This window comes from Methanosarcina subterranea (assembly GCF_055385895.1).
This window is the reverse complement of record NZ_AP042426.1, coordinates 3,901,927-3,928,260: the sequence shown is the minus strand read 5'-3', so window position 1 is coordinate 3,928,260 and position 26,334 is coordinate 3,901,927. Positions and strand designations below refer to the sequence as shown.

36 protein-coding genes and 2 pseudogenes are annotated in these 26,334 nt (G+C 45.2%); 34 read left to right on the top strand and 4 right to left on the bottom strand.

The features are described from left to right. Positions 1-15 precede the first annotated feature (15 nt). Positions 16-820 (bottom strand): annotated as a pseudogene (locus ACZ5A8_RS17090) (IS5 family transposase). Positions 821-1,045: 225 nt separating this feature from the next. Between ACZ5A8_RS17090 and ACZ5A8_RS17085 the strand changes: the two are divergent. After that, positions 1,046-2,674: an IS1634 family transposase gene (locus ACZ5A8_RS17085; protein WP_464529695.1), complete on the top strand. Its 1,629-nt coding sequence runs from the start codon at positions 1,046-1,048 to the stop codon at positions 2,672-2,674. A 181-nt stretch (positions 2,675-2,855) separates the two neighbouring features. On the opposite strand, the pseudogene ACZ5A8_RS17080 reads toward ACZ5A8_RS17085, so the two are convergent. Continuing rightward, positions 2,856-3,949, bottom strand: a pseudogene (locus ACZ5A8_RS17080) (IS630 family transposase). 133 nt (positions 3,950-4,082) lie between these two features. Here ACZ5A8_RS17080 and ACZ5A8_RS17075 point away from each other — a divergent pair. The 6 genes from ACZ5A8_RS17075 (at position 4,083) to ACZ5A8_RS17050 (ending at position 8,737) form a co-directional block, all read left to right on the top strand. Then, positions 4,083-4,289 carry a PEF-CTERM sorting domain-containing protein gene (locus tag ACZ5A8_RS17075; RefSeq protein ID WP_464530506.1) on the top strand — a complete coding sequence of 69 codons (207 nt, stop codon included), beginning with the start codon at positions 4,083-4,085 and terminating at the stop codon, positions 4,287-4,289. A gap of 392 nt (positions 4,290-4,681) precedes the next feature. Beyond that, entirely contained in the window at positions 4,682-4,837 is a 156-nt protein-coding gene (locus ACZ5A8_RS17070; RefSeq protein ID WP_464530505.1) for a hypothetical protein, read from the top strand. A gap of 263 nt (positions 4,838-5,100) precedes the next feature. Further along, positions 5,101-5,721, top strand: coding sequence for a hypothetical protein (locus tag ACZ5A8_RS17065; RefSeq protein WP_322223933.1), 621 nt, complete (start codon positions 5,101-5,103; stop codon positions 5,719-5,721). A gap of 309 nt (positions 5,722-6,030) precedes the next feature. Then, positions 6,031-6,435, top strand: a complete 405-nt coding sequence (locus tag ACZ5A8_RS17060) for a hypothetical protein (protein ID WP_050035536.1) — start codon at positions 6,031-6,033, stop codon at positions 6,433-6,435. Between the two features lie 37 nt (positions 6,436-6,472). After that, positions 6,473-8,458, top strand: coding sequence for a PASTA domain-containing protein (locus ACZ5A8_RS17055; protein WP_464530503.1), 1,986 nt, complete (start codon positions 6,473-6,475; stop codon positions 8,456-8,458). A gap of 15 nt (positions 8,459-8,473) precedes the next feature. Beyond that, on the top strand, positions 8,474-8,737 hold the full coding sequence (locus ACZ5A8_RS17050; protein ID WP_464530502.1) for a hypothetical protein: 264 nt from the start codon (positions 8,474-8,476) through the stop codon (positions 8,735-8,737). A 698-nt stretch (positions 8,738-9,435) separates the two neighbouring features. Here ACZ5A8_RS17050 and ACZ5A8_RS17045 read toward each other — a convergent pair. Beyond that, complete coding sequence (locus ACZ5A8_RS17045) at positions 9,436-9,621, bottom strand: hypothetical protein (RefSeq protein WP_229391385.1); 186 nt, start codon at positions 9,619-9,621, stop codon at positions 9,436-9,438. A 57-nt stretch (positions 9,622-9,678) separates the two neighbouring features. Here ACZ5A8_RS17045 and rpl3p point away from each other — a divergent pair, with 57 nt between their 5' ends. From rpl3p to ACZ5A8_RS16910, 27 genes are all read left to right on the top strand, one after another. Continuing rightward, positions 9,679-10,692 (top strand): 50S ribosomal protein L3, encoded by a 1,014-nt coding sequence (rpl3p, locus tag ACZ5A8_RS17040; RefSeq protein ID WP_464530500.1) that lies wholly within the window; start codon positions 9,679-9,681, stop codon positions 10,690-10,692. 6 nt (positions 10,693-10,698) lie between these two features. Further along, positions 10,699-11,460 carry a 50S ribosomal protein L4 gene (gene rpl4p, locus ACZ5A8_RS17035; RefSeq protein ID WP_464530499.1) on the top strand — a complete coding sequence of 254 codons (762 nt, stop codon included), beginning with the start codon at positions 10,699-10,701 and terminating at the stop codon, positions 11,458-11,460. Next, on the top strand, positions 11,457-11,705 hold the full coding sequence (locus ACZ5A8_RS17030; RefSeq protein WP_048126218.1) for a 50S ribosomal protein L23: 249 nt from the start codon (positions 11,457-11,459) through the stop codon (positions 11,703-11,705). The genes rpl4p and ACZ5A8_RS17030 overlap by 4 nt, the downstream gene beginning before the upstream one ends. Positions 11,706-11,715: 10 nt before the next feature. Continuing rightward, positions 11,716-12,432, top strand: a complete 717-nt coding sequence (locus tag ACZ5A8_RS17025) for a 50S ribosomal protein L2 (protein WP_464530497.1) — start codon at positions 11,716-11,718, stop codon at positions 12,430-12,432. Positions 12,433-12,447: 15 nt separating this feature from the next. Beyond that, entirely contained in the window at positions 12,448-12,858 is a 411-nt protein-coding gene (locus ACZ5A8_RS17020) for a 30S ribosomal protein S19 (RefSeq protein ID WP_229391381.1), read from the top strand. 11 nt (positions 12,859-12,869) lie between these two features. After that, complete coding sequence (locus ACZ5A8_RS17015; RefSeq protein ID WP_464530496.1) at positions 12,870-13,325, top strand: 50S ribosomal protein L22; 456 nt, start codon at positions 12,870-12,872, stop codon at positions 13,323-13,325. Then, complete coding sequence (locus tag ACZ5A8_RS17010) at positions 13,326-14,273, top strand: 30S ribosomal protein S3 (protein WP_464530494.1); 948 nt, start codon at positions 13,326-13,328, stop codon at positions 14,271-14,273. Next, on the top strand, positions 14,273-14,476 hold the full coding sequence (gene rpmC, locus ACZ5A8_RS17005; protein WP_464530493.1) for a 50S ribosomal protein L29: 204 nt from the start codon (positions 14,273-14,275) through the stop codon (positions 14,474-14,476). Before ACZ5A8_RS17010 ends, rpmC begins: the two co-directional genes overlap by 1 nt. Further along, entirely contained in the window at positions 14,466-14,798 is a 333-nt protein-coding gene (gene rnp1 / locus ACZ5A8_RS17000; RefSeq protein ID WP_322223921.1) for a ribonuclease P protein component 1, read from the top strand. The genes rpmC and rnp1 overlap by 11 nt, the downstream gene beginning before the upstream one ends. Before the next feature lie 4 nt (positions 14,799-14,802). Then, positions 14,803-15,132, top strand: a complete 330-nt coding sequence (locus ACZ5A8_RS16995) for a 30S ribosomal protein S17 (RefSeq protein WP_229391376.1) — start codon at positions 14,803-14,805, stop codon at positions 15,130-15,132. Continuing rightward, complete coding sequence (gene rpl14p, locus ACZ5A8_RS16990) at positions 15,129-15,527, top strand: 50S ribosomal protein L14 (protein WP_229391375.1); 399 nt, start codon at positions 15,129-15,131, stop codon at positions 15,525-15,527. The genes ACZ5A8_RS16995 and rpl14p overlap by 4 nt, the downstream gene beginning before the upstream one ends. A 10-nt stretch (positions 15,528-15,537) precedes the next feature. Continuing rightward, complete coding sequence (gene rplX, locus ACZ5A8_RS16985; protein WP_464530491.1) at positions 15,538-15,888, top strand: 50S ribosomal protein L24; 351 nt, start codon at positions 15,538-15,540, stop codon at positions 15,886-15,888. 13 nt (positions 15,889-15,901) lie between these two features. Beyond that, entirely contained in the window at positions 15,902-16,609 is a 708-nt protein-coding gene (locus ACZ5A8_RS16980) for a 30S ribosomal protein S4e (protein ID WP_229391373.1), read from the top strand. Positions 16,610-16,613: 4 nt separating this feature from the next. Further along, positions 16,614-17,111, top strand: a complete 498-nt coding sequence (locus tag ACZ5A8_RS16975; protein ID WP_229391442.1) for a 50S ribosomal protein L5 — start codon at positions 16,614-16,616, stop codon at positions 17,109-17,111. Beyond that, entirely contained in the window at positions 17,112-17,264 is a 153-nt protein-coding gene (locus tag ACZ5A8_RS16970) for a 30S ribosomal protein S14 (RefSeq protein WP_048127632.1), read from the top strand. A 10-nt stretch (positions 17,265-17,274) separates the two neighbouring features. Beyond that, complete coding sequence (locus ACZ5A8_RS16965) at positions 17,275-17,667, top strand: 30S ribosomal protein S8 (RefSeq protein WP_229391372.1); 393 nt, start codon at positions 17,275-17,277, stop codon at positions 17,665-17,667. A gap of 14 nt (positions 17,668-17,681) precedes the next feature. Then, positions 17,682-18,212 carry a 50S ribosomal protein L6 gene (locus ACZ5A8_RS16960; protein ID WP_229391371.1) on the top strand — a complete coding sequence of 177 codons (531 nt, stop codon included), beginning with the start codon at positions 17,682-17,684 and terminating at the stop codon, positions 18,210-18,212. Between the two features lie 11 nt (positions 18,213-18,223). After that, a complete protein-coding gene (locus ACZ5A8_RS16955) occupies positions 18,224-18,664 on the top strand; it encodes a 50S ribosomal protein L32e (RefSeq protein WP_464534182.1) in 441 nt (146 codons plus the stop codon). A gap of 1 nt (position 18,665) precedes the next feature. Beyond that, positions 18,666-19,121, top strand: a complete 456-nt coding sequence (locus ACZ5A8_RS16950) for a 50S ribosomal protein L19e (RefSeq protein WP_229391370.1) — start codon at positions 18,666-18,668, stop codon at positions 19,119-19,121. A 16-nt stretch (positions 19,122-19,137) separates the two neighbouring features. Then, positions 19,138-19,662, top strand: a complete 525-nt coding sequence (locus ACZ5A8_RS16945; RefSeq protein WP_229391369.1) for a 50S ribosomal protein L18 — start codon at positions 19,138-19,140, stop codon at positions 19,660-19,662. A 9-nt stretch (positions 19,663-19,671) separates the two neighbouring features. Next, entirely contained in the window at positions 19,672-20,301 is a 630-nt protein-coding gene (locus ACZ5A8_RS16940; protein WP_229391368.1) for a 30S ribosomal protein S5, read from the top strand. Position 20,302: 1 nt separating this feature from the next. Further along, a complete protein-coding gene (locus ACZ5A8_RS16935; protein WP_229391367.1) occupies positions 20,303-20,764 on the top strand; it encodes a 50S ribosomal protein L30 in 462 nt (153 codons plus the stop codon). A gap of 10 nt (positions 20,765-20,774) precedes the next feature. Next, the gene (locus tag ACZ5A8_RS16930) at positions 20,775-21,197 is read left to right on the top strand and encodes an uL15m family ribosomal protein (RefSeq protein ID WP_229391366.1); all 423 of its coding nucleotides are present in this window, start codon (positions 20,775-20,777) and stop codon (positions 21,195-21,197) included. Positions 21,198-21,337: 140 nt separating this feature from the next. Further along, entirely contained in the window at positions 21,338-22,813 is a 1,476-nt protein-coding gene (gene secY / locus ACZ5A8_RS16925; RefSeq protein ID WP_229391365.1) for a preprotein translocase subunit SecY, read from the top strand. A gap of 101 nt (positions 22,814-22,914) precedes the next feature. Continuing rightward, entirely contained in the window at positions 22,915-23,562 is a 648-nt protein-coding gene (locus tag ACZ5A8_RS16920; protein WP_464530488.1) for an adenylate kinase, read from the top strand. Between the two features lie 828 nt (positions 23,563-24,390). Then, entirely contained in the window at positions 24,391-24,912 is a 522-nt protein-coding gene (purE, locus tag ACZ5A8_RS16915; protein ID WP_464530486.1) for a 5-(carboxyamino)imidazole ribonucleotide mutase, read from the top strand. Positions 24,913-25,218: 306 nt separating this feature from the next. Continuing rightward, positions 25,219-25,497, top strand: a complete 279-nt coding sequence (locus tag ACZ5A8_RS16910) for a winged helix-turn-helix domain-containing protein (RefSeq protein ID WP_464530485.1) — start codon at positions 25,219-25,221, stop codon at positions 25,495-25,497. Between the two features lie 198 nt (positions 25,498-25,695). On the opposite strand, the gene ACZ5A8_RS16905 is transcribed toward ACZ5A8_RS16910, so the two are convergent. Continuing rightward, the gene (locus ACZ5A8_RS16905) at positions 25,696-26,241 is read right to left on the bottom strand and encodes an LbetaH domain-containing protein (protein ID WP_464530483.1); all 546 of its coding nucleotides are present in this window, start codon (positions 26,239-26,241) and stop codon (positions 25,696-25,698) included. Positions 26,242-26,334: the final 93 nt, after the last annotated feature.

Genomic DNA, 26,334 nt, shown 5'->3' with positions numbered 1-26,334 from the left:
TTATTTTCCCTCTCTTCAATTCTTGATTTTGGCGATTCTTTTAATCATTATTCTGGTCATAGCAGCATAGATTAATGCTTGACTTGATTCTGTCAAACCTTCGTAATCTTTACTTAACCTTCGATATCTTCCCAGCCATCCAAATGTCCGCTCTACCACCCATCTGTGATGAAGTACTTTAAAGCCTTTGACATCATCGCTACGCTTGACTATTTCCAGCACCCAACCACACATTAGATTGACCCAATCAACCAGTTTACCCGAGTAACCAGCATTAGCCCAAATAAGTTTCAATCGAGAAAATTTCCCCTAAACTTGTTCCAGAACAAGTTTAGCGCCATCTCTATCCTGTATATTTGCTGCATGAACTACAACTATTAACATTAGCCCTGTTGTATCTACTATAATAACGTTTTCTCCCTTTTACTTTCTTGCCAGCATCATACCCACGTACTCTTGGCGTTTCTGCGGTTTTAACTAACTGGCTATCTAAAATCGCTGCACTTGGCTCTGATTCTCTGCCGCATAAAATCCTCAGTTCAATTCTCAGGGCAATATTAATATTTTCCCAAACTCCTTTAAGTCGTCAATACCGGAAATAATGGTAAACAGTTTTCTAGGGTGGAAATTCGTGCGGTAACATTCGCCAGGCACAACCAGAAAGCAACAAATAGAATATCGTATTTAATATTTCTCGATCAGAATGAACGCGTTTTCGACCGCGATTACTTCGGAAAGTAGGAATATGAGGCTTAATTACTTCCCATCCTTTATCGGATAAATCACTGGGATAAGAAGATAGTCCAGATCGTTTTGACATTAACAAAAAAGCAGGGTACAGGGAGTATTTAATTTTAAGACAGCCTCTAAGGTTTATGGCATATACGGGATTTAAAGTTTTGTTTTAATACACAATTCTCGATAGAAATAAGTATAATTTGATATGTATCTAGAATTTTCGCTTTCATTTTTCCTTTATCCTGCTTTCGGCAGGTAAACCTATAAATTAATATCATTAATTTTATATCTCTTTCTTGGTTATCCCATGGCAGAGAAAAACAGTAGTAGAAGAGTTGAATCCTCCTTAAAACGTACACGGTTCTTAGGTCACCTAGGTCTTATGGCTGGAGTTTTCCGAGAACTTGAAGTTGACAAACTGATCGATGAGAAACTTCCCAAAGAACGGAATCATAATGTTCCTCACTCAGTCTGCATCCTTGCCATGGTACTCAATGGTCTAGGTTTCATAGGGCAACGTCTGTACCTGTTTCCTGATTTTTTCAAAAACATTTCTACTGAAAGGCTTTTTGGAGACGGTATAACAAAAGAAGACCTGAATCAATATGCTATCGGAGAGACTCTTGACAAAATCGTAAAATATGGCCCTACAAAACTGTTTACGGAAATTACCCTTCACATTATGGCTCGTCTACCTATTCCTGTTCACTGTTTACACTCTGACACTACAAGTGTCAGCGTTTATGGTGATTATGAAGACGAAGAAACTGAGTCTATTGATATTACTTTTGGAATTCCCAAAAACGGAAGATGGGACCTCAAACAATTTGTACTGAGCTTGATTGTTAATCAGCATGGAATACCTCTTTTCATGAACACACATTCAGGAAATGCTTCCGACAAAAACACAATTCTGGATGCAATAACGTCTCTCAAATCAGTTTTAAGACCTGAAAGCAAAGTGTACTATGTCGCTGATAGTTCCTTTTACACAGACAATAATATCCAGAATATCGGAAAATCATTCTGGATCAGTCGTGTTCCTGCAACAATTTCCGAGGCAAAGGAACTGCTAACTGCAAATCTGAACCTGAAAACGCTAAAAAGTGATGAGAGGTACTCTTTTTATCAAACCTTTGTGGAATATGGCGGAGTCAAACAAAAGTGGGTTTTGCTGCTTTCTCACAAGATGAAGGAGAAGAAAGAGAAAACTCTCAGGACGAAACTTGACAAAGAGGTTGAAAAAGCAGAGAAGGCTTTTAAAAAGCTGAAAGGAGAGGACTTCTTCTGCGAAGAGGATGCATCAAAAGCTGCAGAGAAATGGATTAAAGAATTCCCTTCTATTGTTTTTGAAAAAGTTGATTTGAAATCCATTAAAAAACGTGAATCAGGTAAAAGAGGCAGACCTTCTAAAGATGAGGAATTAAAGACTTATTTCAGGATTGATGGAAGCATAAAGGTTAATGATGCTTTTGTTTTGAATGAAATGGAGAAAATGGGACTTTTCATTCTTGCGAGTAATGATATCACTCTTTCTCCGGGAGAGATGCTGAAGTATTACAAAGGACAGGACAATGTAGAAAAAGGATTCCGATTCTTGAAAAGTGATACATTTAGCATATCGAAAGTCTACCTAAAGAATAAAAGCAGAATTGAAGCACTGGCTATGACAATGGTTCTCTGCTTAATGATTTATTCAATTGCAGAATGGAAATTAAGGACAAAATTAGAGGAAGAAAATGAAACGGTTCCAGATCAAAAAGGAAAGCCAACAAAAAGACCTACGATGAGATGGATATTTGTCAATTTCCAGGGAATTACAGAACTTATTTCTCAGAAAGAAGGTGAAGTAAATTCAGAAATACTGAATATGGAGGATCTTCACTGGAAGATATTGGGTCTCATGGGAGAGAAATATGAAAATATCTATCTCTAATTACGTTAACCTGCCGAATGTAGGCTTTATATATGCACGGATTCTCTGTCAAGGTTTAAATTCTTTAGTTGCGACACACCAGAGTTTGGGAGACATCTGATAATATTCCGGATATGTGTTTTCTTTATCTTTTATGCTTTTTTATTTCAGTAGAATACCCACCAGGGTTTTAGCAGCTTAATTATGGTGCACAATGCTTGGAAATTTTCTCATCAGCAACTTCTTTGTAAATTTCCATTCAATTTTCGTTTCTTGCTTGTTCCTTCTCTTCGTCCATGCATCCACTTCCTGAGTAAGTTTTTCCATGTCACCGATTCTTCTGTTAGTACATTCAATATCCATCACATTGATCTCTATTTCTGCAGCATTAAGCCAACTTACATGTTTTGGCGTGTAATTTAACTCTATCTTGTCCGAATCTTTTCTGCTTCCTCTTCACTGAATGCTTCGTAGAATGACTTTTCTTTATGGATATTGAGATTATCCGTAACCAGTCGGATGACTTCAGCCTCAGGATATTTTTCAGTAACGAGAATTTTCACGAATTGTGCAAAATCCTTCATCGTTCTTCTTTTTGTTACCTGAGTCACCCTTTTTCCTGCTTTGAACTCTACAGCCATGAATATGTTTGCTGTTCCATTCCTTACATATTCGTAATCATATTTTTCTGGACTTCCTGGCTTAATCGGAATGCTTATTCTCTTATCTCCAAGAAGTTGTTTTGGTTTCTCATCAAGGCATATGATAGGGTTTTTCGGGTCATATTTTTTTCATAGAGATTGAGAATGTTGTACATTCTTTCTCTATATTCAGAATCAATAGTCTGAATGCACTACATCCGTCTTAACCAAGGTTTATTTTTGCTTTTTTCAGAATAAGCCTTATACTCTCTTTGCCTATCGTTTCAAATCCTTCTTTTTTCCTCAGTTCTTCGGTAAGCAGGGATAGAGACCATCTCTTGCTCCCATCGGGAGAACTGCTGCAAGCTAACGCAATTACTTCTGCAACATGTTTTTCGGTGTATTTTACAGGTTGACCGGACCTTGGTTTGTCTGAAAGAGCATGAAGGAGACCTTCTTCCACGTATCTCTTTTTTACAAGCAAAACAGTGCTCCTACAAACACCTAAAGTTTTAGCAATCTCTATGCATCCTTTTTGCTGGTTAGCCAGAAGGAGGATACGTGCTCTGGTTAGCTCTCTTGCACTTTTATGTCCTTTTCTCACAAAGTCAAGAAGGAAATTTACCTCATGATCATCGAGTTTAATATTTAGCATATAGAGATAAAAGAGATTCAAACATAATATACATGGCTGAATATTAAATGGTTGGGACACTAGCTTTACTCTTCCGACAATAACTACACCTTCTGGTTCGTATCTATATGATGGTGCAATCATAAGGGTGGTTATGAATGGAGCACCAGAAGGTGCAACTTATAAAGTTAATATTGGGTCTACTCGTCAGGTTGGAACTGGTGAGATAAGTAAAGAATTTGTTCTTACTTCTGCATCCACAACTATTAGCAATATCCCTGAATTCCCAACTGTTGCTCTTCCAGTAGCAGCCATTCTAGGACTTGTTTTCATATTCGGGCGTAAGAAAGACGGGCTGTGATTTTCCTCCAACTCTTCTTTTCTTTAACCTTTTTTAATTTTTTATTTCTTATTTATCCACTAATTTTTTTCTTGAGCTCATTTTTGAAAACTCTACAGTTTCTCCAAAAACAGCCACTTCTTAAGTACCAGTTTTCAGAAACTATGTTTCCTAAAGTTATTTACTCATCTACCGTCTAGCTATGTACAATCGCATCTTACGATTAAATAGTGGGTCGGAGTATAATTAAGGGAAAGAATAAATAAGGTGGCATATATTCAGATTCGATAAATGCAATTAGGTAATAATATTCCTCTACGTCTCTAATTCATTATATGGGAATAAAATACGTAGTTACCGCCTGTTAAAAAACCTAATTGAAAACTGAAGTTAAAACGAGTGGGTGATATTTAATGGAGTACGTAAAAAAAATCTGTCCGATTTGTGGGAATGAGTTTGTAGTCCTGAAAAAGGTCGAGGAAAAGGCAATCTACTGTAAACTTGAGTGCCTTTCAGCATCTCAGGGGAAGATGAAGAGAGAGAAAACTTCCTCTTTAGTATATCTTTAAATTTATACTGTACCATTGTAAACAGTAGAATTTATTCTCTTTCAACTCTTCACATTTTTTAATTAACTTTCTTCCTTTTTTATTAATAAAGTTTTCTCCTTTGGATTCTATCATGTGTTTTCTTCTTCAAAGTTCAGAGGGCGTTAAGGGTAGTACTTTGTAAATATTTTTATGTACGTTTGTTATCTTTTTGACAAAGTGTTTTATATAATAAGTGTATTAACTTTTTTATTCAGTATTGCTCAATTTAGGGGATAAATAATATGGTAAGTGTCGGTCAGGAACTATTGAACGTTCCCTTTGGGGACATGATTCGGGAAATGGCCCTTGCGATTGCGGAGGGGCAGATGGCTCTGGACATGAATTCGGTGCAGGTTGCCCAGACTCTTGCAGCAACCAAACTTGATGCCGGAAGCGTTGTGATGTATATCGAAGAGACCACGGATGCTGATGGGAATGTTACTGCAAGCAATGTGGTCACCAATGACAAGCCTATGTCCCTTCTTACTTATGGGCTTGAGCCCCGGTTCTACGAATTTACGGAATCGATTATCGAAGTTAAGATGACAATCACCATGATGAGGGAGTCTTCAACAGAACTTACTTACGGCAGTGAATTCAAGTTAAATAACCAATCAAAGATCAGCGGCAGTATGGAGTCCGGCGGGCTTGCAAAACTCCTTTTCGGAAAAAGCAAGGGGAGCTTTGAAAATACAACTACCGTTGCCTATACCTCCACGTTTAATGCAAAATACAGTTCTAAATATTCCTTTAAGGAAGAAGGCACAAGCCTGCTGAGGACAACCCTCAGGCCTGTCCCTGCCCCTGAGAGGACAATTCCCAAGGTAACGGTTAAGGTTGCTGCGGCAGCCAGCCCTAACTAAGCCTCCAATAAAATATTTCTTACTACCGAAAGGCTCCTTTGAAATAATGGGGAACCTGACTGTAGTTGCGGCAGGTATGGCTCTGAAATACCCTTTTTACAGGCTGGCTGTGCTGCCGTGTTTTTTTATATCCTTTTCAGGACTTATTTCAAGGATTTATTCAAGGATTTATTCAAAGATTTATTCAAAGATTTATTCAAGGATTATTCAAGGATTTATTCAAAGATTTATTCAAGGATTTATTCAAAGATTTATTCAAGGACTTATTTCCATAACTTATTTCCAGGACTACTTCAAGGAGTTGTTATTGTGGTTAATGACGGGGAAGAAATCGGAGAAGTGCTTATTACCCCTCTTTCCAGGCTTCTGGGGGAAGTCGGGCGTTCCGTTGCTGAGACTCAGCAGGCTCTTGACCGAAATTCCATAAAGACCCAGATAGAAATTGATGAAGAAAAAGCCCTCAGCGGGTATGATATTCAAGCTGCATGGTATCACATTCCCGAGGTAGACCTTGAGCTCAAGATGTCGCTTACTGTGAAGCTTGAAGAAGAAAGAGACTCTAAAAACCGGATAAGGGGCTACAGGCCTGTCCTCAATGCTTCTCCCCTTAATGCCTCGTACAACTCCCTTTACAGTTACGATGTGCAGGGCTCAAGCTGTATCAAAGCGAAAATAGTGTCTATTCCGGCATCTTCAAGGGTGAGGGAGGAATAATGCCCCTGTCAGGAAATTCTCTTTCTGGAGGAACTGAATGACAAATATAAGTGATCTCAGAAGCAGCCTGGAAGTATTCAGGAAAGCAGGGACAATAGATTCGAGCAGTTATTCAAGCCTTGTGGCTAAACTGAATAGCACGGAAGTCGAGTTTCAATCCATTCAAAAGGAAGCCCTCGCCTATAAAGAAAGTTCGGAAAAGCTGCTTCTGGAAAAACTCTTCCTTGAACAGGAAAAAAGCAGCCTTGCAGCGCAGGTGACAAGGCTCTCAAATGAGAAAGCAGAACTTGAGTCCCGGATTTCTATTTTGCAGAAAAGCAGGCCTGTAATCTCTTCTTCAAACCTTGTCAGTTCTTTTGCCTCCTCACTTGCAGAAATGGACAGAGGGCTCAAGAAAGTGCAGTCCGGCCCAAAGTACCTTGTCAGCAGCATGAATGTGACCCTGAAAACCAATATTGCTCTCGAAGGGGAGGAACTGAGGTTCCAGATGCCAAAAGCCGATGACATCATCAGCCCTGAAAACCTCAGCACAATAGAGTTCTCTCTAAAGGCGGTTCCCGAAAAATCGGGTATTGGTTCTTATAAAGAGGTTCCCGCTCTTGTGGGGCTCTCAAAAGAAGAAGCTGAAAACAAACTATTTGAAGCAGGCTTTAAGGCAGGAGATATCCTTGAGAAGGAAAGCAGCATACCCCAGGGTACGGTTATAACCCAGCTCCCTTCGGAAGGCTCCCTTGCAGAACCGGGGGCGTATGTAGACCTTACAGTATCAAAAATTTCGTCTGTAAAAGTCCCGGACCTTGCAGGGCTCGGGCTTGAGGCTGCAAAAGCCCTCATTGAAAAATCGAGGCTCCGACTTGAAGGGGTCAAAGAAAAGCCTTCGGACAGCACACCCGGTACAGTCCTTGCCCAGAGCCTCACTCCGGGTTCGGAAACCGAAGTTAATTCTGCAATTGTCCTTACGGTTTCTGTAAAGGTCTTCAAAGTTCCAAACCTGCTCGGGCTTGAGCTTGAAAGCGCAAAGCAGGTCATAGAAAAGTCCGGGCTCCAGCTGGGTGGAGTAAGAGAGCAGCTCTCGCGCGGGAACCCGGGAATTGTGCTTGCACAGAACCCCAAACCAGGACTTGAAGTTGAAGCAAACTCAAAAGTTGACCTTATCGTCTCAGCAGGAGAAAAGGAAATAGTACTTGAAAAACCAGTTCAGTCTTTTCCCGGAACCGTTGTAAAAGAACCGGCAAATATAGTCCCTGCCGAGCCCCTCCCGAAGCCGCAGCCCGAAATCATATCTAAGGTATCCGGCGACAATTCTGCTGGTGTACCTTTAGCCAGTGTATCTTCAGCCAATGTGCCTGCAGAATCTCTGATAAAGATCTCAGCAGAAACTCCGGTAAAGACCTCCTCAGAAACTCAAGTGCAGACCCGGGCCGAAACCTCAGTTAAATTTCCGGCCCAGGTTGAGAATTCGGTAGAGAGTTCGGTAGAGAGTTTAGTAAAACCTCTCAATAAGGGAGCTCTTTCCGGAGAAACCACTCCAGCAGGAACTACTCTCAATACTGCTACTCAAAATACTGCTGCTCAAAATACTGCTGCTCAAAATACTGCTGCTCAAAATACTGCTGCTCAAAATACTGCTGCCTTGGATACTGCTATTCCAAATACTGCCCCCCTAAATACTGCCCCCCTAAATACTGCCCCCCTAAATACTGCCCCCCTAAATACTGCCCCCCTAAATACTGCCGCCTCCCTGAAAGTACAAACTGCAGTACCTCCTGAACTGAAGCCTGAATTGGTTCCGGACATCATCGGCATGCCTTTTGAAAAGGCGGTTTCTTTACTCGGAGCTCAAGGGATAAAGGTCGGAACGGTTTCGGAAGCCATCTCGACTGTTGCTGCCGGTACGGTTATAAGCCAGAACCCGGGGGCAGGCTCTGCGGTTAACCTGTCTGTCCCGGTCAGCCTTGCAGTCTCAATACCGGCGCCTGTAACTCAATTGCGCACCAGTACCTTTTCCAGGCTTAAACTTTAATCTGCAGGTTTTTCGATGCCAATAGAAACATATCTTATAAAGGTTGCAGAAAATGCTACTGCTCTTCAGGTCCAGGGAATCCTTAAAGCAGTCCTGGGGTCAGGAGGGAGAATCGAAATGGTGGCAGGAAGAACAATTATTGCCAGCCTTGACAGCAGCTCTGCCGAATTAGTCCGGAAAACACAGGGTGTGGCACTTGCAGGCGGAATCAACTTCAGGGGCAGGAAGGTCCCTAAAATTGTAAAAAATGTTTCTGATGAAAAACAGGCAGGTTCCTGAGATTTAGCCGGACTCTGTACCCATCCGGAAGTCTTCGGATACCTTTTTTTTCAGAAATTTTGCTTCGAGGTCCATCCAGGATGCTGGTAAATAGTGAAGATCTGTCAGCCTCAATGTATTATATAGTGTTCTATATAATGTTCTACATGTCTGTGTAATTCCTGCAGCTTTTAACTTTTAATTTATCATCTTTTTTCTCCCCTGCCATTGATTCCTCTTTCTTATTTTTCCCCTCCATCTGCAAAGGCTTTATATATTAGATGTGCTATTTAAAGGCAAAGTACATCAGAGATGTGAAGTTTCAGGTATTTTCGTACTTGAAACATTTAATCAGATCAATGTGATGCTTAATGCTAAACTCCCGGAAATCTCCGGAAGTAAGGGCTTTCTGCCGTTGCGGTAGAATTCCTGCATTGAATATAAACCAGTGAGAAAAGTCGGATTAACATGAGTGTCAAAGGGCCAATGCTTTGAAACGCCCGCTTTTGACGCCTTCGGGGCGTCTAAAATCGCACGAAACTGTTTCAGGTTTTCGATGAATTGCGGTTGCAGTTGCTGAATACTGAAGTTTCAAATCAGGTTAACTGAGTTAGAGATCAGGTTACTGAATACTGAAGTTTCAAAATCAGATTGCTATATGTTTCAAATCAGGGCCGAGTGCCTGGATTTGGGTCTGCCAGGATCGTAAGGTCGGTCCTTTAATCTATGTTTCCTGCCGAAGCAGGAACATAAGGGAACCGAATATCTGCAGATGCCTGAAGGAATGTAGGGTACCAGGAGCATAGAGCTCCGGTCTGCTCGAGGCTTTCCGCCGGCAGGTCTGAACGACATCCCTCCCCCACCTGGTAGCGTTCGGGGAATCCAGCGCATTTCTCTTTTGTCACTCATATTGCTCCGACCGGAGGGGCTGGTATTTCAATTGAAGTTTACGGAGTAGAAATATGGCAAGCATACACCGACCAAAACGAGGTTCCCTCGCATTCAGTCCGCGCAAGAGGGCCAAGAGCCACATTCCAAGGTTCAGGGCCTGGCCGGAAGCTACGGGCGAGCCAAAGCTGCAGAGTTTTGCAGGTTATAAGGTGGGTATGACCCACGTGATCATGGTTGATGATATAAAGAACAGCCTTACCCAGGGTATGGAGATCTCCGTACCTGTGACTGTAATCGAAACTCCTGCAATAAGAGTTGCAGCCGTCCGGGCTTACGCAGAAGACAGCACCGGGGAAAAGGCAATCGCTGAGGTATGGGCAGCAGACCTTGATCCTGAACTCAAACGCAGGATTCCCATTCCGGCAGCAGAGAACCAGGCTGAAGCTCTTGAATCTATCGGAAAACTGATCGAAGAAGGCAGAGTAAGCGATATCAAGGCAGTTGTCTACACTCTTCCAAAGAGCCTTACCGGTGTACCTAAAAAGGTGCCGGACATTATGGAATCCGGGATCAGTGCAAGGGACCTCAGCACCAAATTCGAATACGCAAAGTCAATCCTCGGAACCCTTGTTGGCGTCACCGACGTTTTCAAGAACGGAACCCTTGTTGACACAGCTGCAATTACCATAGGTAAAGGTACCCAGGGCCCTGTAAAGCGCTGGGGTATTCAGCTTATGAAGGGCAAGCACTCCAGGCAGGGAAGTCTCAGGCAGATCGGTACCCTTGGTCCGTGGCACCCGGCTCACGTTTCCTGGAGAGTCCCGCAGATGGGTCAGATGGGATACCACCAGAGGACTGAGTTTAACAAGCGCATCCTCAAGATCGGGTCCGACGGAACAGAAGTTACTCCGGATGGCGGGTTCATTAACTACGGCCTTATCCGCGGAGACTACGTGCTGATTAAAGGCAGTGTTCCTGGTCCATCAAAGAGGCTTATAAGGCTCAGAGACCCGATAAGGGCAAAGAAAGCCGACCTTGGCGAACCCAACATCCTGCACATAAGCACGGAATCCAAGCAGGGGTGATCTAAGATGGCTACAGCAAAAACCATAGACCTTACAGGAAAAGCTATCGGGGAAATCGAACTCCCTGCAGTGTTTGATGTAGATTACCGCCCTGACCTCATTAAAAAGGCAGTACTCGCAGCACAGGCAAACAGGCTTCAGCCCTACGGTCCTCGCCTCTATGCAGGTATGGACACTTCGGCAAGAGGCTGGGGCTCCGGAAGGGGCGTATCCCAGGTCCCAAGGCTCGTAAACAGCAGCAGAGCTGCAAGAGTCCCGCACGCAAAGGGAGGTCGGAGAGCTCACCCGCCAAAGCCGGAAGCTGACAGGAGTGAGAAAGTTAACACAAAAGAGCGCCGCTATGCAATTCGCTCTGCAATCGCAGCAACCATAGACCCTACTCTCGTAAGCCTGAGAGGTCACATCTTTGAAGCTGAACTTCCGATTGTTGTGGAAAACGCTCTTGAAAGCCTCGAAAGGACAAAGCAGGTCATAGAATTCCTTGAAGCTGCTGGCCTGTATGAGGATGTACTCAGGGCAAAGTACGGAAGGCATATCAGAGCCGGCCGTGGAAAGCTCAGAGGCAGGAAATACAAGCATAAAAAGAGTGTCCTGATTGTCGCAGGAGAAAACTCTCCTATCCAGAAGGCTGCAAGAAACCTTTCCGGAGTAGACGTCGTAACAGTTGACTCACTGAATGCCGAATTGCTCGCACCGGGCACTCACGCAGGTCGCCTTACTGTCTGGACAGAATCTGCAATTGGAAAACTGGAGGGCGCATTCCAATGAGTTCTATCAATTATCCTTTTGTTACTGAAAAAGCGATGATGCTGCTTGATGAAAACAAGCTTCAGTTTATCGTTGATACCAGGTCAAACAAAAAGCAGATCGTAGAAGATGTTGAGAAGATGTACGGATTCAAAGTAAGATCCGTGCGGACCATGACCACAATGAAGGGTATGAAGAAAGCAGTCCTTGCATTTGAAGAGCCTGAAGCGGCACATGAGATTGCAACCCGAATAGGACTTATGTGAGGTGTGATCCATGGGTAAAAGACTGATATCACAGAACAGGGGTAGAGGCACTCCGACCTACAGAGCTCCTTCTCACAAGTTCAAGGCCGACCTCAGACACCCCCGTGTGGATGAAAATACTTCCCTTCAGGGAGAAGTCATAAACATTGAGCACGACCCTGCCCGTTCAGCTCCTATCGCAAAAGTTGCCTTTGAAAACGGAGAGGAACTTTTCCTTTTAGCTTCCGAAGGCGTTGCAGTAGGGAACATAATCGAATGCGGAGACGATGCCGAAGTCAAACCGGGGAACATTGTGCCTATTGGAAATGTGCCTGAAGGTTTCTTCATCTGCAACATCGAATCAAAGCCAAACGACGGCGGCAAATTTGTCCGTTCCTCCGGAGTATATGCAACCGTTGTAACCCACGAGCCAAACAGAACTGCAGTGTCTATGCCCTCTGGCAACATCAAATGGCTTAACCCTAAATGCAGGGCAGTTGTCGGTATTGTTGCCGGCGGAGGCAGAGTGGACAGACCGTGGCTCAAAGCCGGGAAAAAATATCACAAACTAAAAACAAGGGCTGCAAAGTATCCGAGGGTTTCAGGTGTTGCTATGAACCCACGTGACCACCCGTTCGGTGGAGGCGCCTGGAAACACCCTGGAAAGCCAACTACTGTTAGTAGAAACGCCCCGCCCGGAAGAAAGGTCGGACTGATCGCAGCAAGAAGGACCGGAATGAAGCGCTGATGAGGGGTATTCATTATGGCAAAGAAAATATCATCAAGGTTACCGAAGAGAAAGGGTGAGTATACCTACCGCGGGAAGACCGTCTCAGAACTTCAGGAACTGAGCCTTGAAGAGTTTGCAGAACTTCTGCCTTCAAGAGAGCGCAGGAGCATCAAACGCGGGTTTACCGACGGGCAGAAGAAAGTCCTTCACGAGTTCAAGGAAGGAAAGACGGTCAGGACCCACCACAGGGACATGATCATCCTCCCAGAAATGATCGGAACAGCTATTGAAATCCACAACGGGAAACAGTTTGTAAGTGTAGAGCTCCAGCCTGAAATGATAGGGCACCGCTTCGGAGAATTCGCACCCACAAGATCAAAAGTTAACCACGGCAGTGCCGGTGTGGGAGCAACCCGTTCAAGCAAGTTCGTACCGCTGAAATGAGGTGAAAGGGAATGGCAAAAATCAACTATTCAATTAATGGAGACCCTGAAACCACCTCTAAAGCAATGGGTTCCGAACTCCACATTTCACCGAAGAAGTCCCGTGAAGTCTGCTGTAAAATTAAGGGCATGAAAGTCTCTGAAGCAAGGAAGTTTCTTGAAGACGTAATTGTCTTGAAACAGGCAGTTCCTTTCAAAAGACACCATGAAGGGACCGGCCACAGGAAAGGTCCCATGGCTGCAGGAAGGTACCCGGTCAGTGCTTCAAAAGAGATCTTAAAAGTCCTCAAAAATGCAGAAAGCAATGCCGAATACAAAGGTCTCGAGCCCGCAAACATGTACATTACCCACGCTGCAATCCAGCGCGGAAGAGTAATTCACGGGTTCATGCCAAGGGCCAGAGGAAGGGCAACGCCTAAAGACACGGAAACTGTAAACATCGAGATGATCCTCTCCGAGGTGCGCTAAATGGCAATAGAGAGAAAGTTCGTCAATGACGGGTATGTCAAGGCCTCCATGGACGAGTATTTTGCAGAACAGCTGAGCAGAGCTGGATACGGCGGCATGGAGCTTAACAGGACCCCCATGGGCACCCAGATTATTATCTACTCCGAAAAGCCGGGAATGGTAATCGGGAAAGCCGGGAAGGTCATCAGAAAACTTACCCGCGACGTTGCAACCAAATACAACCTCGAAAACCCGCAGATTGACGCTCAGGAAGTCAAGAGGCCTGAACTTAATGCCCAGATGATGGCGTCCAGGCTTGCAGCTTCCATTGAGAGAGGCTGGTATTTCAGGAAAGCCGGACACAACACCATTCGGGCAGTCATGAGTGCAGGCGCACTGGGCTGTGAAGTTGTAATCTCCGGAAAACTTACAGGTGCAAGGTCAAGAGTTGAAAAATTCATTGACGGGTACATAAAGCACTCCGGAAACCCTGTACAAGAAGTCGTAGATGAAGGGTTTGCAGTAGCTGTCAAAAAGCTCGGAACCCTTGGCTGCAAAGTCAGGATTATTCAACCTGGCGTTGTCCTGCCCGACTCATTCAGAGTTAAGGAATTAGCTGAAGTTATTGAGCCTGTTGAAAAGCCTGCCGAGAAACCGGCTGAGAAACCAGCCGAAGCTCCCAGAAAGGAAAGCGCAAAGGCAAAAACTTCTGCTCCTGCAGCTCCCGCAGCTCCTGTAACTCCTGCAACTCCTGTACAGGCACCCGTAGAAGAAGCTGAAATTGCAGAGCCTGAAGAAGCAGAAGAATCCCAGGCTGAATCATCCGAGGATTTCGAAGAAGCTGAACTTATCTATGTCGAAGGTTCGGAGGAAGTCCGCAGGCAGGTCAATGGCGTCTGGCAGCATAAGCATGAGAGCTATGACTACTGGCATCCAATGGCAAGGGTCCACAAGGAGGCTAAGGAATAATGGCAATTCTCAGGACCAACGAAATCCGGACCATGACAATTGAAGAACGGGCCGACGAACTCGAAAACCTGAGTAACGAACTGGTCAGGGAAAGAGCTCTCACCTCTGCAGGTGGGGCTCCGGAAAACCCTGGCAGGATCGGAGAAATCAGGAGAACGATTGCCCGGATAAAGACAATTCAGCACGAGCTAAATGATATCTAAAGTGGAAATTCTGCCTTCGACTCTTATCTTTCATGAACTGATAGGGCTCGAGACTAAGGTGATTTGTTCCACTAATCCATCATTGATAGGAATCCGGGGCAGGGTAATCAACGAGACGAAAAATATGCTTGTGATAGAAAACTCCCGGTCCCGGGAACTGAAGATTCCCAAGGCGGATTCGGAATTTATCTTCCGGATCCCTGCCGAGCTCTCAGAAAAAGGCCGCAGATCCGATACATTCGTTAAAATTCAGGGAAACCTGCTGCTCTCACAACCCGAAAATCGGATCAAGAACATTAAAAAGCTACGTAAATGGGGCTAAATTCATGGCAAGAGATATTGGATTAAATATACCGGCGCCATCAGAGGAATGCGACGATTCATACTGTCCTTTCCACGGAACACTTCCGGTAAGAGGTCAGCTCCTTGTGGGTACCGTGGTCAGCAGCAAAATGGACAATACGGTAGTCATTGAAAGGCAATACATGAAAATGGTGTCGAAATATCAAAGATATGAAAAGAGACGCTCGAAGATTCATGCACATAATCCGGCATGCATCTCCGCAAAAGTCGGTGACATTGTCACGATTGCGGAATGCAGGCCTATAAGCAAAACCAAATCCTACGTTGTCGTCAAAGCAGAGGTGCCTAAATGAAAGGCATACGCTCAAGCATTCCGCGAGCACTCAATGCAGGTGCCAAGATCGCCTGCGTGGACAACACAGGGGCTAAAGTAGTTGAGATTATCTCTGTCAAGAAGTACAGAGGTGTCAAAAACAGAATGCCCTGCGCAGGAATTGGGGATATGTGTGTAGTGTCCGTAAAGAAAGGCACACCCGAAATGAGGAAACAGGTTCTCCTTGCAGTCGTGGTTCGCCAGAAGCAGGAGTTCCGCCGTCCGGATGGACTGCATGTCTCATTTGAAGATAATGCAATGGTAATTACGGACGAAGACGGAATCCCCAAAGGCACGGACATAAAAGGCCCTGTTGCCAGGGAAGTGGCTGAAAGGTTCCCGAAAATCGGAACTACAGCATCCATTATTGTCTGAGGCGATTGCAATGGTATCCAAACAGCCCAGAAAACAAAGAAAGGCAAGATACACTGCACCTCTCCACATCAGGCAGAAATATATGGGTGCAAGGCTCAGTGAGGCACTTTCCAAGCAGTACGGCACAAGAAGTGCTGCAGTTATCACTGGCGACACAGTAAAGGTCATGCGCGGAGACTTCAAGGGCACTGAAGGAAAAGTTCAGTCCGTATCCCTTATGGACGGCACGATTACAGTGGACGGAGTCATCTCCACAAAAGTGGACGGCACCGAAGTCCCAAGGCCCGTTAACCCCTCCAATGTCATGATCACAAAACTGGAAACGAAGGACGGGCGCAGAGCGTCAAGCATTAAGAAGTGAGGCAGGTGATTTTGTGACACACCAGAAAAGATTATCAGTTCCAAAGAGCTGGAAGGTCGGGAGAAAAGGTAATAAGTGGATCTCCACTACCCGCCCGGGGCCTCACAGCCAGGCACGCAGTCTTCCGCTCGGAATCATAATCCGGGACGTTCTCAAGCTTGTTGATAACAGCAGGGAAGGTAAAAGGATCCTCTCCGAAGGAAAAGTCCTTGTTGACGGAATTCCCAGGAAAGATCTCAGGTTCCCGGTAGGACTCTTTGATGTAATTACACTCCCTCTCGTAAATGAAGCATACAGGATGCTCCAGGATGATAAGGGACGTTTGACCCTCCACAAGCTTAACGAAACTAACGTAAACAAGCTGTGCAGGATCGACAACAAGACAACCATCAAAGGAGGAAAAGTACAGCTTAACCTCAATGATGGAACCAACATCATTGGCTCTAACGAGTATGGGACAAAGGACTCCCTGATTCTTTCCATTCCTGACAAGCAGGTAGTAAAACACCTGAAGTTTGAAGTCGGCAACCTTGCAATGATTATAGGTGGCCAGCACTCTGGAGAAACCGGAAAGATTATGGATATCAAGGAAGTTAAGAGTTCAAGACACAACACAGTAATGATTTCCGGGGAAACCGATTTCGAAACAATCGAAGACTACGTAATCGTTATTGGCAAGGACAAACCCGAAATCCGGCTTGGTGGTGAGCTAAGTGAGTAATCCTATGCGCACACCTGTTGTCGAAAAGGTAATTGTCCACATGGGTGTTGGAGAAAGTGGCCAGCACCTGGTAAACGCCGAAGAAATCCTCCGGACTATCACAGGGCAGGGAGTCATAAGGTGCTTTGCCAAAAGGACTCTCCCTGCTTTCGCGATCAAAAAGAATGAACCCATAGGCTGTAAGGTAACCCTCAGGGGCCAGAAAGCCCAGGAGTTCCTTGAGACCTCTCTCGGGATCATCGAAAAGACCCTGAGCAGGTCACAGTTCGATTCCCTCGGAAACGTCTCTTTCGGAATTGAAGAACACACCGACTTTCCGGGTATGAGATACGACCCTAATATCGGGGTTTTCGGAATGGACGTAACTGTTGTACTCAAGCGCCCGGGAGAAAGGATCTGCAAGAGGAGAATTGCAACCAGAAAGATCCCTGCTGACCACAGGGTTACGGTGGACGATGCGATCACCTTCCTTAACGAAAGTTACGGCGTGGAGGTCATGTAAATGACAGATACAATAAACAAGTCCGGAAGAGGAGTAAACGAATGCAAACGGTGTGGAAGAAAACAGGGGCTTGTCCGCAAATACGACATCTACCTCTGCAGGCACTGTTTCAGGGAGATTGCCCACGAGATGGGCTTTGAGAAATACTCGTAAGGTGATTTAAATGGTATTACTTGATCCTCTTGCAAACGCCCTTTCCACAATCAAAAATGCGGAAGCCATTGGAAAGAGCTCCTGTATTGTCAGGCCTGCTTCTAAGAATATCGGCAACGTCCTGAAGGTTATGCAGGATCTTGGCTACATTGGAGATTTCGAGTTTATCGACGATGGAAAAGCCGGAATCTACAGCGTTACCCTTGTGGGAAGAATCAATAAGTGCGGTGCAATCAAGCCGCGGTACTCCGTAGGAACTGGCAGCTTTGAACGCTGGGAAAAGCAGTTTCTGCCAGCAAAGAACTTTGGTGCCCTTATAGTAACCACTTCAAGCGGGGTCATGTCTCAATACGAGGCCCGCGATAAGAAGATTGGTGGGCAGCTTCTTGCTTATGTGTACTGAGGAGGGAACAGGAAATGGTTAAGGAAATTGCAAGAAAAATAGAGATTCCTGAAGGAGTTTCCGTCTCTCTCTCTCAGGATGTCCTTACAGCCAGGGGCCCTAAGGGAACTGTCGAAAGAACGTTCTGGTACCCCGGAATCAAGATAGAATTAAGGGAAGGCGAAGTACTCGTGGATGCCGAATCCTCAAGGAAAGAGCAGAAAGCCATGGTAGGAACCTTTGCTTCCCATATCAAGAACCTGATCATAGGCGTAAGTGAAGGCTTTGAGTGCAAGATGTCCATTGTCTACGCTCACTTCCCCATGCAGGTAAAAGTTGAAGGCAAAACCCTGTTTATCGGGAACTTCCTTGGAGAAAAGAAGCCAAGAATTGCAAAAATCCTTGGCGAGACAAAGGTTAAGGTAAGCGGGAACGAGGTCACCGTCACCGGAATCAACAAGGAAGACGTCGGGCAGACTGCCGCAAACATAGAACAGAAGACCAAGATTAAGAGGTTCGATCCGAGGATCTTCCAGGATGGAATCTACATAGTGCAGAAGGCCTGAAGGTGGTTATGATGGCAGAAGAAGTCAAAGAAATTGAAAGTACCTCAGTTCCCGCCCTTGATATGGATCCCGAATCCAAACGATTATTCAATGTGAGAAAGATCCAGAAGGGGAAGAAACCCCAGTTCAAGAGAACCTGCAGCCACAAGTTTAAAAGGCTTGACACCAATTGGAGGCGCCCGAGAGGTTCCCAGGGTAAGCAGCGCAGAAAGTATGCTGCAAAAGGTGCTCTTGCCCAGGTAGGATACGGAAGCCCTGCTGCAGTCAAAGGCCTGCACCCTTCGGGTTATTCTGATGTTCTTATTTCCAGCATTGCGGAGCTTGAGCTTGTTGACCCGTCTTTCGAGGCTATCAGAATAGCAAGGACAATAGGTGCACAAAAGAAAGCCCTCATTCTTGCAAAAGCTGAAGAATCGGGGATTAAAGTACTGAACCCTGGAAGGAGTGAATAAAATGTCAGACCTGTTGAACCAGAGGAAGCTGGCTTCCAAAGTTCTTGAGTGCGGGCTTGACAGGGTATGGCTTAACCCCGAAGCATCCGAAGAAATTGCCTCCGCAATCACAAGAGAAGATATCCGCGGGCTCATTGAGAAAGGCACCATTAAGGCAAAGCCTGTAAAAGGAGTCAGCAGAGGCAGAGCCAGAGCTCTTGCTGCCAAGCGTAAATACGGGCACTGCAAGGGGCATGGTTCCAGAAAGGGTAAGAAAGGAGCCCGTACTCCCAAGAAGGAACAGTGGATCAAAAAGATCCGGGCTCTTAGAAACAGACTCAAGGAGCTGCGTGCAGACGGAGCACTTGACAAGTCAGTGTACTGCAGACTCTACAGAAAGGCAAAAGGCGGAGAATACAGAAGCGTTTCCCACCTTAACTCGCACCTTGAGTCCGAAAAAATGTTAAAGAAAGAATAACCTGGAGGAGCTGAAGATGGCAACAGGACCAAGATATAAGGTTCCTTTTAGAAGAAGAAGAGAAGGACGCACCAATTACCACCTCCGCCTTAAATTACTACTCTCAAGGCAGGACCGTGTGGTTGTCAGAAAGAGTGCAAGAAACGTTCAGATCCAGTTAATAGCTCCAACCCTTGAAGGGGACATAACTTATTCATCAGCCGTTTCGAGTGAACTTGCAAAGTACGGTTACACAGGAGCTACCGGAAACACAACGGCTGCATATCTTACAGGGCTCTTATTCGGGCTGAAAAGTTTACAGAAGGGATATGAAGGAGGCATCATGGATATAGGACTCCAGGCTTCCTCTGCCGGTTCAAGAGTCTATGCCGCCCTTAAAGGGATTGTAGACTCTGGCTTTGAAATCCCCTGCAGCCCGGAAGTGTTCCCATCGGACGAGAGGATCCGCGGAGAGCACATAGCCGAATACAGAGAAGAGAGCTCAGACCTGCCAGAGCAGTTTGAAGCAACCAAAGAGAAAATCTTTGCTGAGTTTAGTTAAGGTGATTAAATGGCATTCGATCAAGATTGGGTTCCGAAAACCAGGCTTGGAAAATTAGTTGTTGAAGGACAGGTTGCTTCTATGGATGAAGCAATCAGGTCAGGCCTGCCTATCAGGGAACCCCAGATAATTGATATGCTGCTTCCTGACCTGGAAGATGAGGTGCTCGATATCAACATGGTCCAGAGGATGACTGACTCCGGACGCCGTGTAAAGTTCAGAGCAACCGTAATCGTAGGAAACAGAAACGGCTATGTAGGGCTCGGACAGGCAAAGGACGTTCAGGTCGGGCCTGCAATCCGCAAGGCAATCGACGCTGCAAAACTCAACATTGCCTATATCCGCAGAGGCTGCGGTTCCTGGGAATGTGCCTGCGGGCTGCAGCATACCGTACCTTACGAGGTTACAGGGAAGGCAGGCAGTGTAAGTGTAACCCTCATTCCTGCTCCAAGGGGACTCGGAATTGCCGCAGGGAGCACTGCAACCAAGGTGCTCGAAAAAGCTGGCATTAAAGACGTGTGGACCAAGACTTTCGGAACCACCAGGTCAACCCTCAACTTCGCAAAGGCTACCTACGATGCCCTTAACCAGGTCAACGTTATAAGGCTGCCTCTGTACTACGGTAAGGAGGAAGTCTGAGATGTATGCAGTTGTGAGACTGAGAGGTCAGGTCAACGTGCGCTATACCATTGAGGACACCATGAAGATGCTTCGCCTGCACAGAGTTAACCATTGTGTGTTTGTGCCGGAAAATCCTCACTACAAGGGTATGGTTCATAAGGTAAAGGACTATGTTGCATACGGAAAGATTGATGCAGGTATCCTTGCAGAAGTCCTCGAAAACCGCGGAAGGCTTGAAGGCGACAACCGCCTTACGGAAGAATACATCCGTGAAAACACGGACTATGATTCCATACAGGCCTTTGCCGAAGCTGTTGTAGAGGGTAAAGCCTCCCTTAAGGATGTCCCCAAACTGAAGCCTGTTTTCAGGCTTCACCCGCCCAGAAAAGGGCATGCCGGGATTAAAAGGACAGTCCAGCAGGGTGGCGTACTCGGAAACCACGATGAAAATATCAACGTGCTTCTGCACAAGATGAGATAAGGTGGTTTAAATGGATATTAAAAAGTTCAGAGGGTCCAGGACCTGCGGAGGCGGGACCCATAAAAATAGGCGTGGAGCCGGAAACCGCGGAGGCCGTGGGAAAGCCGGTGGCTGTAAACACCACTTCGTAAGAGCTATGATGCGTGGGTACAGTTACGGAAAGCACGGTTTCAAGCGCCCTGCTGAAGTGTCCAGAGACGTTTCCATAGTAAATGTTGGTGAGCTCGACGAACTCGCTTCCTATCTTGTTGAAGAAGGGTTTGCTGAAGTTAAGGACGGGGCATACCACATTAACCTTGAAAATCTCGGAATCGAGAAGGTGCTTGGAAGCGGACGTGTCACGAAGAACCTTGTGATCACTTCAGAGGAGTTTTCCGCCTCTGCCCGCGAAAAAATTGAAAACGCTGGTGGAAGCTGCATCGATGCCGAATAAGTGGTGTCATTCTGACACTACTTATTTCATTCTTTTAGTACCTTTTTATATTAGATGTGATATATACCATTATCTTAAGGTAAAACATAATCTAATATTTAAATCAGTATAAATAAAGTATATTTTGAATGGTGTAATCGATGACTCTCAGGGATACCTTAGAACCGTTTTTTAACAAGTTACCCGCAGTAGCAAGTCCGGAAAAACACGTCCACTTTAAGGATAAACTCTGGTGGACTCTGGGAGTTCTGGTGTTGTACTTTGCTCTTGCAAATGTACCGCTCTTCGGGATGTCTCAGGATTCTGTTGACCTTTTTGAATCTTACCGTGCCTTCTTTGCCGGGGCTTCGGGATCTTTAGTCCTTCTTGGTATAGGGCCAATTGTCACGGCTTCTATTGTCCTGCAGCTTCTTGTTGGGGCAGACATTATCAAAATGGACCTTTCGAACCCCAAAGATCAGGCATTCTTTCAGGGAGCCCAGAAGTTCCTTGTTTTTGTCATGATCATTCTGGAGGCTCTACCGCAGCTTCTTGGTGGATATATCCAGCCGGATCCGGGGCTTGCTTCTGCTCTTGGTGTGGGCCTGGGAGTGATCACTTTACTGCTTCTTGTCCAGATCTTTATCGGAGGCACGCTGATCCTTTTCATGGATGAAGTGGTTTCCAAATGGGGTATCGGGTCAGGAGTCGGGCTTTTCATAGTTGCGGGAATTTCCCAGCAGATCGTTACAGGGATATTTAACTGGCAACTCGAGAACGGGCTTCCTGTTGGACTCATTCCCAAATGGATCTACATCGCCCAAAATACCGGTGCAGACTTCCTTTTATCCGGTGAAGGCCTGATGTTCCTGCTGATCAGAGGAGGAATTCTGGCTCTCCTGAGCACGGTTATTATCTTCCTGCTCGTAGTATATGTGGAAAGTACAAGAATCGAGATTCCTCTCGCCCACAGTGCGGTTAGGGGGGCCAGGGGCCGTTTCCCTGTCAAGCTCATATATGCATCAGTCCTGCCAATGATCCTTGTCAGGGCTCTTCAGGCTAACATCCAGATGGTCGGGATCATCCTTTCGGGCCGTGGAATTACATTCCTCGGAGAATTCAGCGGCTCAACGCCACTGAACGGAATTATGTATTACCTGGCTCCCATAAACAGCCCTTATGACTGGATTCCATCCCTTGTGCGGGAATCCTTTGCAGCTTATGGGGCAGCGGCTCCGGCTACCTGGCAGATCGTGCTTCACGTCTTTGCAGATGCTGTGATGCTTATCGGAGGCGGGATTATTTTCGCCCTCTTCTGGATAGAAACCACAGGCATGGGAGCAAAGCCCACAGCTCAGAAGATATTCAATTCAGGAATGCAGATCCCTGGTTTCAGGCGAAACATCGGTAGTATTGAAAAAGTTATGCAGCGCTATATTCCAAAGGTAACTGTAATAGGTGGAGCTTTCATTGGGGTTCTTACCCTGGTTGCAAGCCTGCTCGGTACTATTGGATCTGCCGGAGGTACAGGGCTGCTGCTGACTGTAAGCATTGTGTACCGTCTGTACGAGGATATCGCTTCCGAGCAGATGATGGAGATGCACCCGATGATCCGTTCCTTCTTCGGGGAGCAGTAAGGCCGGAAACCTCTGATTGCAGAGATAACTGGAAAAGATAGATCAGAAAAGATCGGAAAGGAAAACAATCAAATAAAAGGACACAAAAAGGGGATCTTCGAATGAACATAATACTCTTCGGGCCCCCGGGTGCCGGCAAAGGTACCCAGGCCAAAAAACTGGTTGATTTCTATGGAATTCCGCAGATTTCCACAGGGGATATCCTGCGGGCAAATGTTAGAGAAGGAACAGAACTGGGACTTGCAGCCAAGTCATATATGGACAAGGGAGAACTTGTCCCTGATCAGGTGCTTATCGGCATAATTAAAAATCGCCTTAAAGAAGATGACTGCAAAAAAGGCTTCATTCTTGACGGATACCCAAGGACTGTCCCCCAGGCTGATGCCCTCGAAGCAATCCTTGACGAAATTGACAAACCCATCGATATCGTCCTCAACCTCGAGGTGCCTGATGAAGTTCTTGTAGGAAGAATAAGCGGTCGCCTTATGTGCAAATGCGGGGCAAGCTACCACACTATCTCCAATCCGCCAAAGAAAGATAACATCTGTGATATCTGCGGCGGGGAGGTCTTCCAGCGTGTTGACGATACTGCAGATGCTGTCCAGAACCGCCTGGATGTCTACAAAAAGCAGACCCAGCCGCTTATCAACTACTATAAAGAAAAAGGCATCCTTGTCATCCTTGACGGCACAAAGGATATAGAAGTGGTTTTTGAGGATATTAAGGCAATTCTGGCAAAGTTTGCCTGAATTCCCTTTTTTTTCTTTATTTTGTTTTCACTTTTCTTTACTTTCTCTATCTTTCTGTATTCTGTTTTTTTATTTTTCTGTTTTTTGACTGCCTGCTAAACGGTTGATTTTTCAGATTGAATTTTTAAGAGCGGCAATTGTTTTAGTTTTTAACCTGTTTTATGCGGGCGGGCTAAAAAGAGGTGCAAAGCGGTAGAGTATAATCAGGCAATACTAATCGCGTCTCGCCTGAGTTTTGCTTCCCTAGTTTCGCTTCGGGATCACAGGAAATCGGAGATTTTCGGGAAGTTGCACTGCAAGTGCAACAGCAGGAGATCCTTTTCGCCAAGCTCAAGAGAACTAACACAGGTATCTCTGATCCGTACAACTATATTCCCTTTACAGGACCGTTTTCGTCACGCTCGACGAAGGAGGGCGGTCTTTTTCAAAAAAAAGATAGAACGAACTGATAACAAAATTTAGAGAATACTATTTTTGGATAGTGTTTTGTTCTTTTTATCTGAATCATTAAAGGCGCTAAGCCATGGAGGTTTTTTCAGTGGTTTTTACCTATTGTTTTTCTTTTTCTTTGTATTTGATCTTCTTTTTCCTTAGTCTTTCTTTCGAAGAGCCGTTAGATAAGCTGGCGAGGGAATTTTAGGATTTCAGAATTGGAACATCGCTCCGAAGTAAAAAGAATTAACTCTCTGGATGGTAGTCCGGCTATGCAGCTGTGTGATTCAGGGGATTTTTTCTTTTTTATTTCCAGGGAATATTCGGGAGGTAAAAATTTAAATAATTTATCATATATTATCATACATTCTCATATCTATGAATACGGAGTAATCCATGACTGACGTCGTAATAATACTTGGCAGCAAATCGGACAAAGAAATCGCAAGAAAAGCAACCGAAATCTTTGATCGGTTTGGCATTGAATATACAATTACAGTCGCATCTGCTCACAGGACTCCGGCAAGGCTTGCCGAAATAATCGAAAGTGCTCATAAAAACAATGTTAAAGCCTTTATTGCTATTGCCGGGCTCTCTGCTCATCTGCCCGGAGTTGTGGCTTCGAGCACCATAAAACCTGTTATCGGGGTTCCTGTTAACTCAGCCCTTGATGGGATCGATGCCCTCCTGTCGATTGCACAGATGCCTACAGGGATCCCAGTTGCCTGTGTGGGAATCGGAAGAGGGGACAACGCCGCAATTCTGGCTGTCCAGCTGATGGCAGTGGAAAATGTGGAGCTTGCAGAAAAGCTTACAAATCATAGGAGAGAGCTTATTGAGATGATTGAAAAAGATGCAGAAAGTTTGCTGGACGAGCTTGTCACGGCCCGCAGAGCAGCAAGCGATAATTTGTTGTAGAGGTTGAATTAATAAGTTGAACTAAGCCTGGGCTATTTTTGTTTTCTTTCAGCAGCCCCTGGAGTTTTATTTTTCCAGCCTCTTACTTCTCCAACTCTTCAACTTTTTAACCTGGGGCCAACTCTTTCAGGTTAGGTGTTATCCATATATTACTTCCTCTCTTTGATTGTCATCTGCCTCTCTTTGGCTTCTTTAAGCGCTTGAATGGGCGTACCAGAAATTTCTTACACGACAGAGTGATTAAATTTTAAATATTATGCGACTGCTTATCTCAGTAGGAAGCTTTTACTGGAGAACCTGCTTAACATGACTGAAAACTCAATAGATGAACTGATGAAATGGGTCATCAGCGTTGACCGTCGCCTGATACTTATGGAGTCTATGAAAACGCATACTGCAGTGAGGGCTTCGGATATTGCCCATGAAGCAAGCAGGTCTACACAAAATATCAGCCGCGCTTTAAAAGAGCTTGAAGATAGGGGTTTAATCGAATGCCTGACTCCTGAGAAAACGACCTGGAAAAAATACATGCTTACGGATAAAGGAAAAGAGGTTCTGGAAAAGCTGGAGGGAAAATACCTTTAATTTCGGTCAGAGTTTTTCGATCGGAATCACTTTTTCCTTTCTCCATGATATTTCCGAATATCTCCGGATATATTTGAATATCTCTAGATATTTTTGAATATCTCTAGATATTTTTGAATATCTCTGGATATCTCTAGATATTTTACGATCTCTCTGGATATTTTTGAATATTTCCGGACAGGTAAAGCATCTTTACCTTCAACCCTCTTCTCCAAGCTTTATATAACCTTCAACAAGGTCAATATTGGCTCTGACCACTGATTTTTTAAACTCGGTAAGGTCTTTTGTGATCTCTTCAAGGGCATCAGCACGATCCTGGCTGGTGATCACGGTACCATCAGGTGCCATCCTGCCTGAAGATATATTTACTCCACGGACAATGGATTTATGGAGGACAAGCGTATCTTTCCCGATATTGCAGTCAAATACAACTGCTCCGAACCCTATGAAGCAGCTTTCTCCTATCCTGCACGGGCCGTGTACAATACACCCGTGAGCAAGCGAAGTATTTTTGCCTATCAGCACTTCGGAATGTGAGAGGGAATGGACAACAACATTGTCCTGCACGTTGCAGCCTCTGTGAACTGTTATGGATGACCCTGGCTCGTCTGCCCTGAGGACTGCATTGGGCCCTACGAATACGTCATCTGCAATGCTTACATTTCCGATTATTACTGCGGTTTCGGATATCCATGCCTTTTTGCTGACTGTCGGGTGCTGTTTATGGGGGTTTGGAAGATTCATTTTTAACCTCTTTCATGCCTGCAGGTACTTTACCGGACCTTCTTTCGAAGTTTCTATCCCGAACCTGGCTCTCTCTTTTCAGGCTTCGAAGCT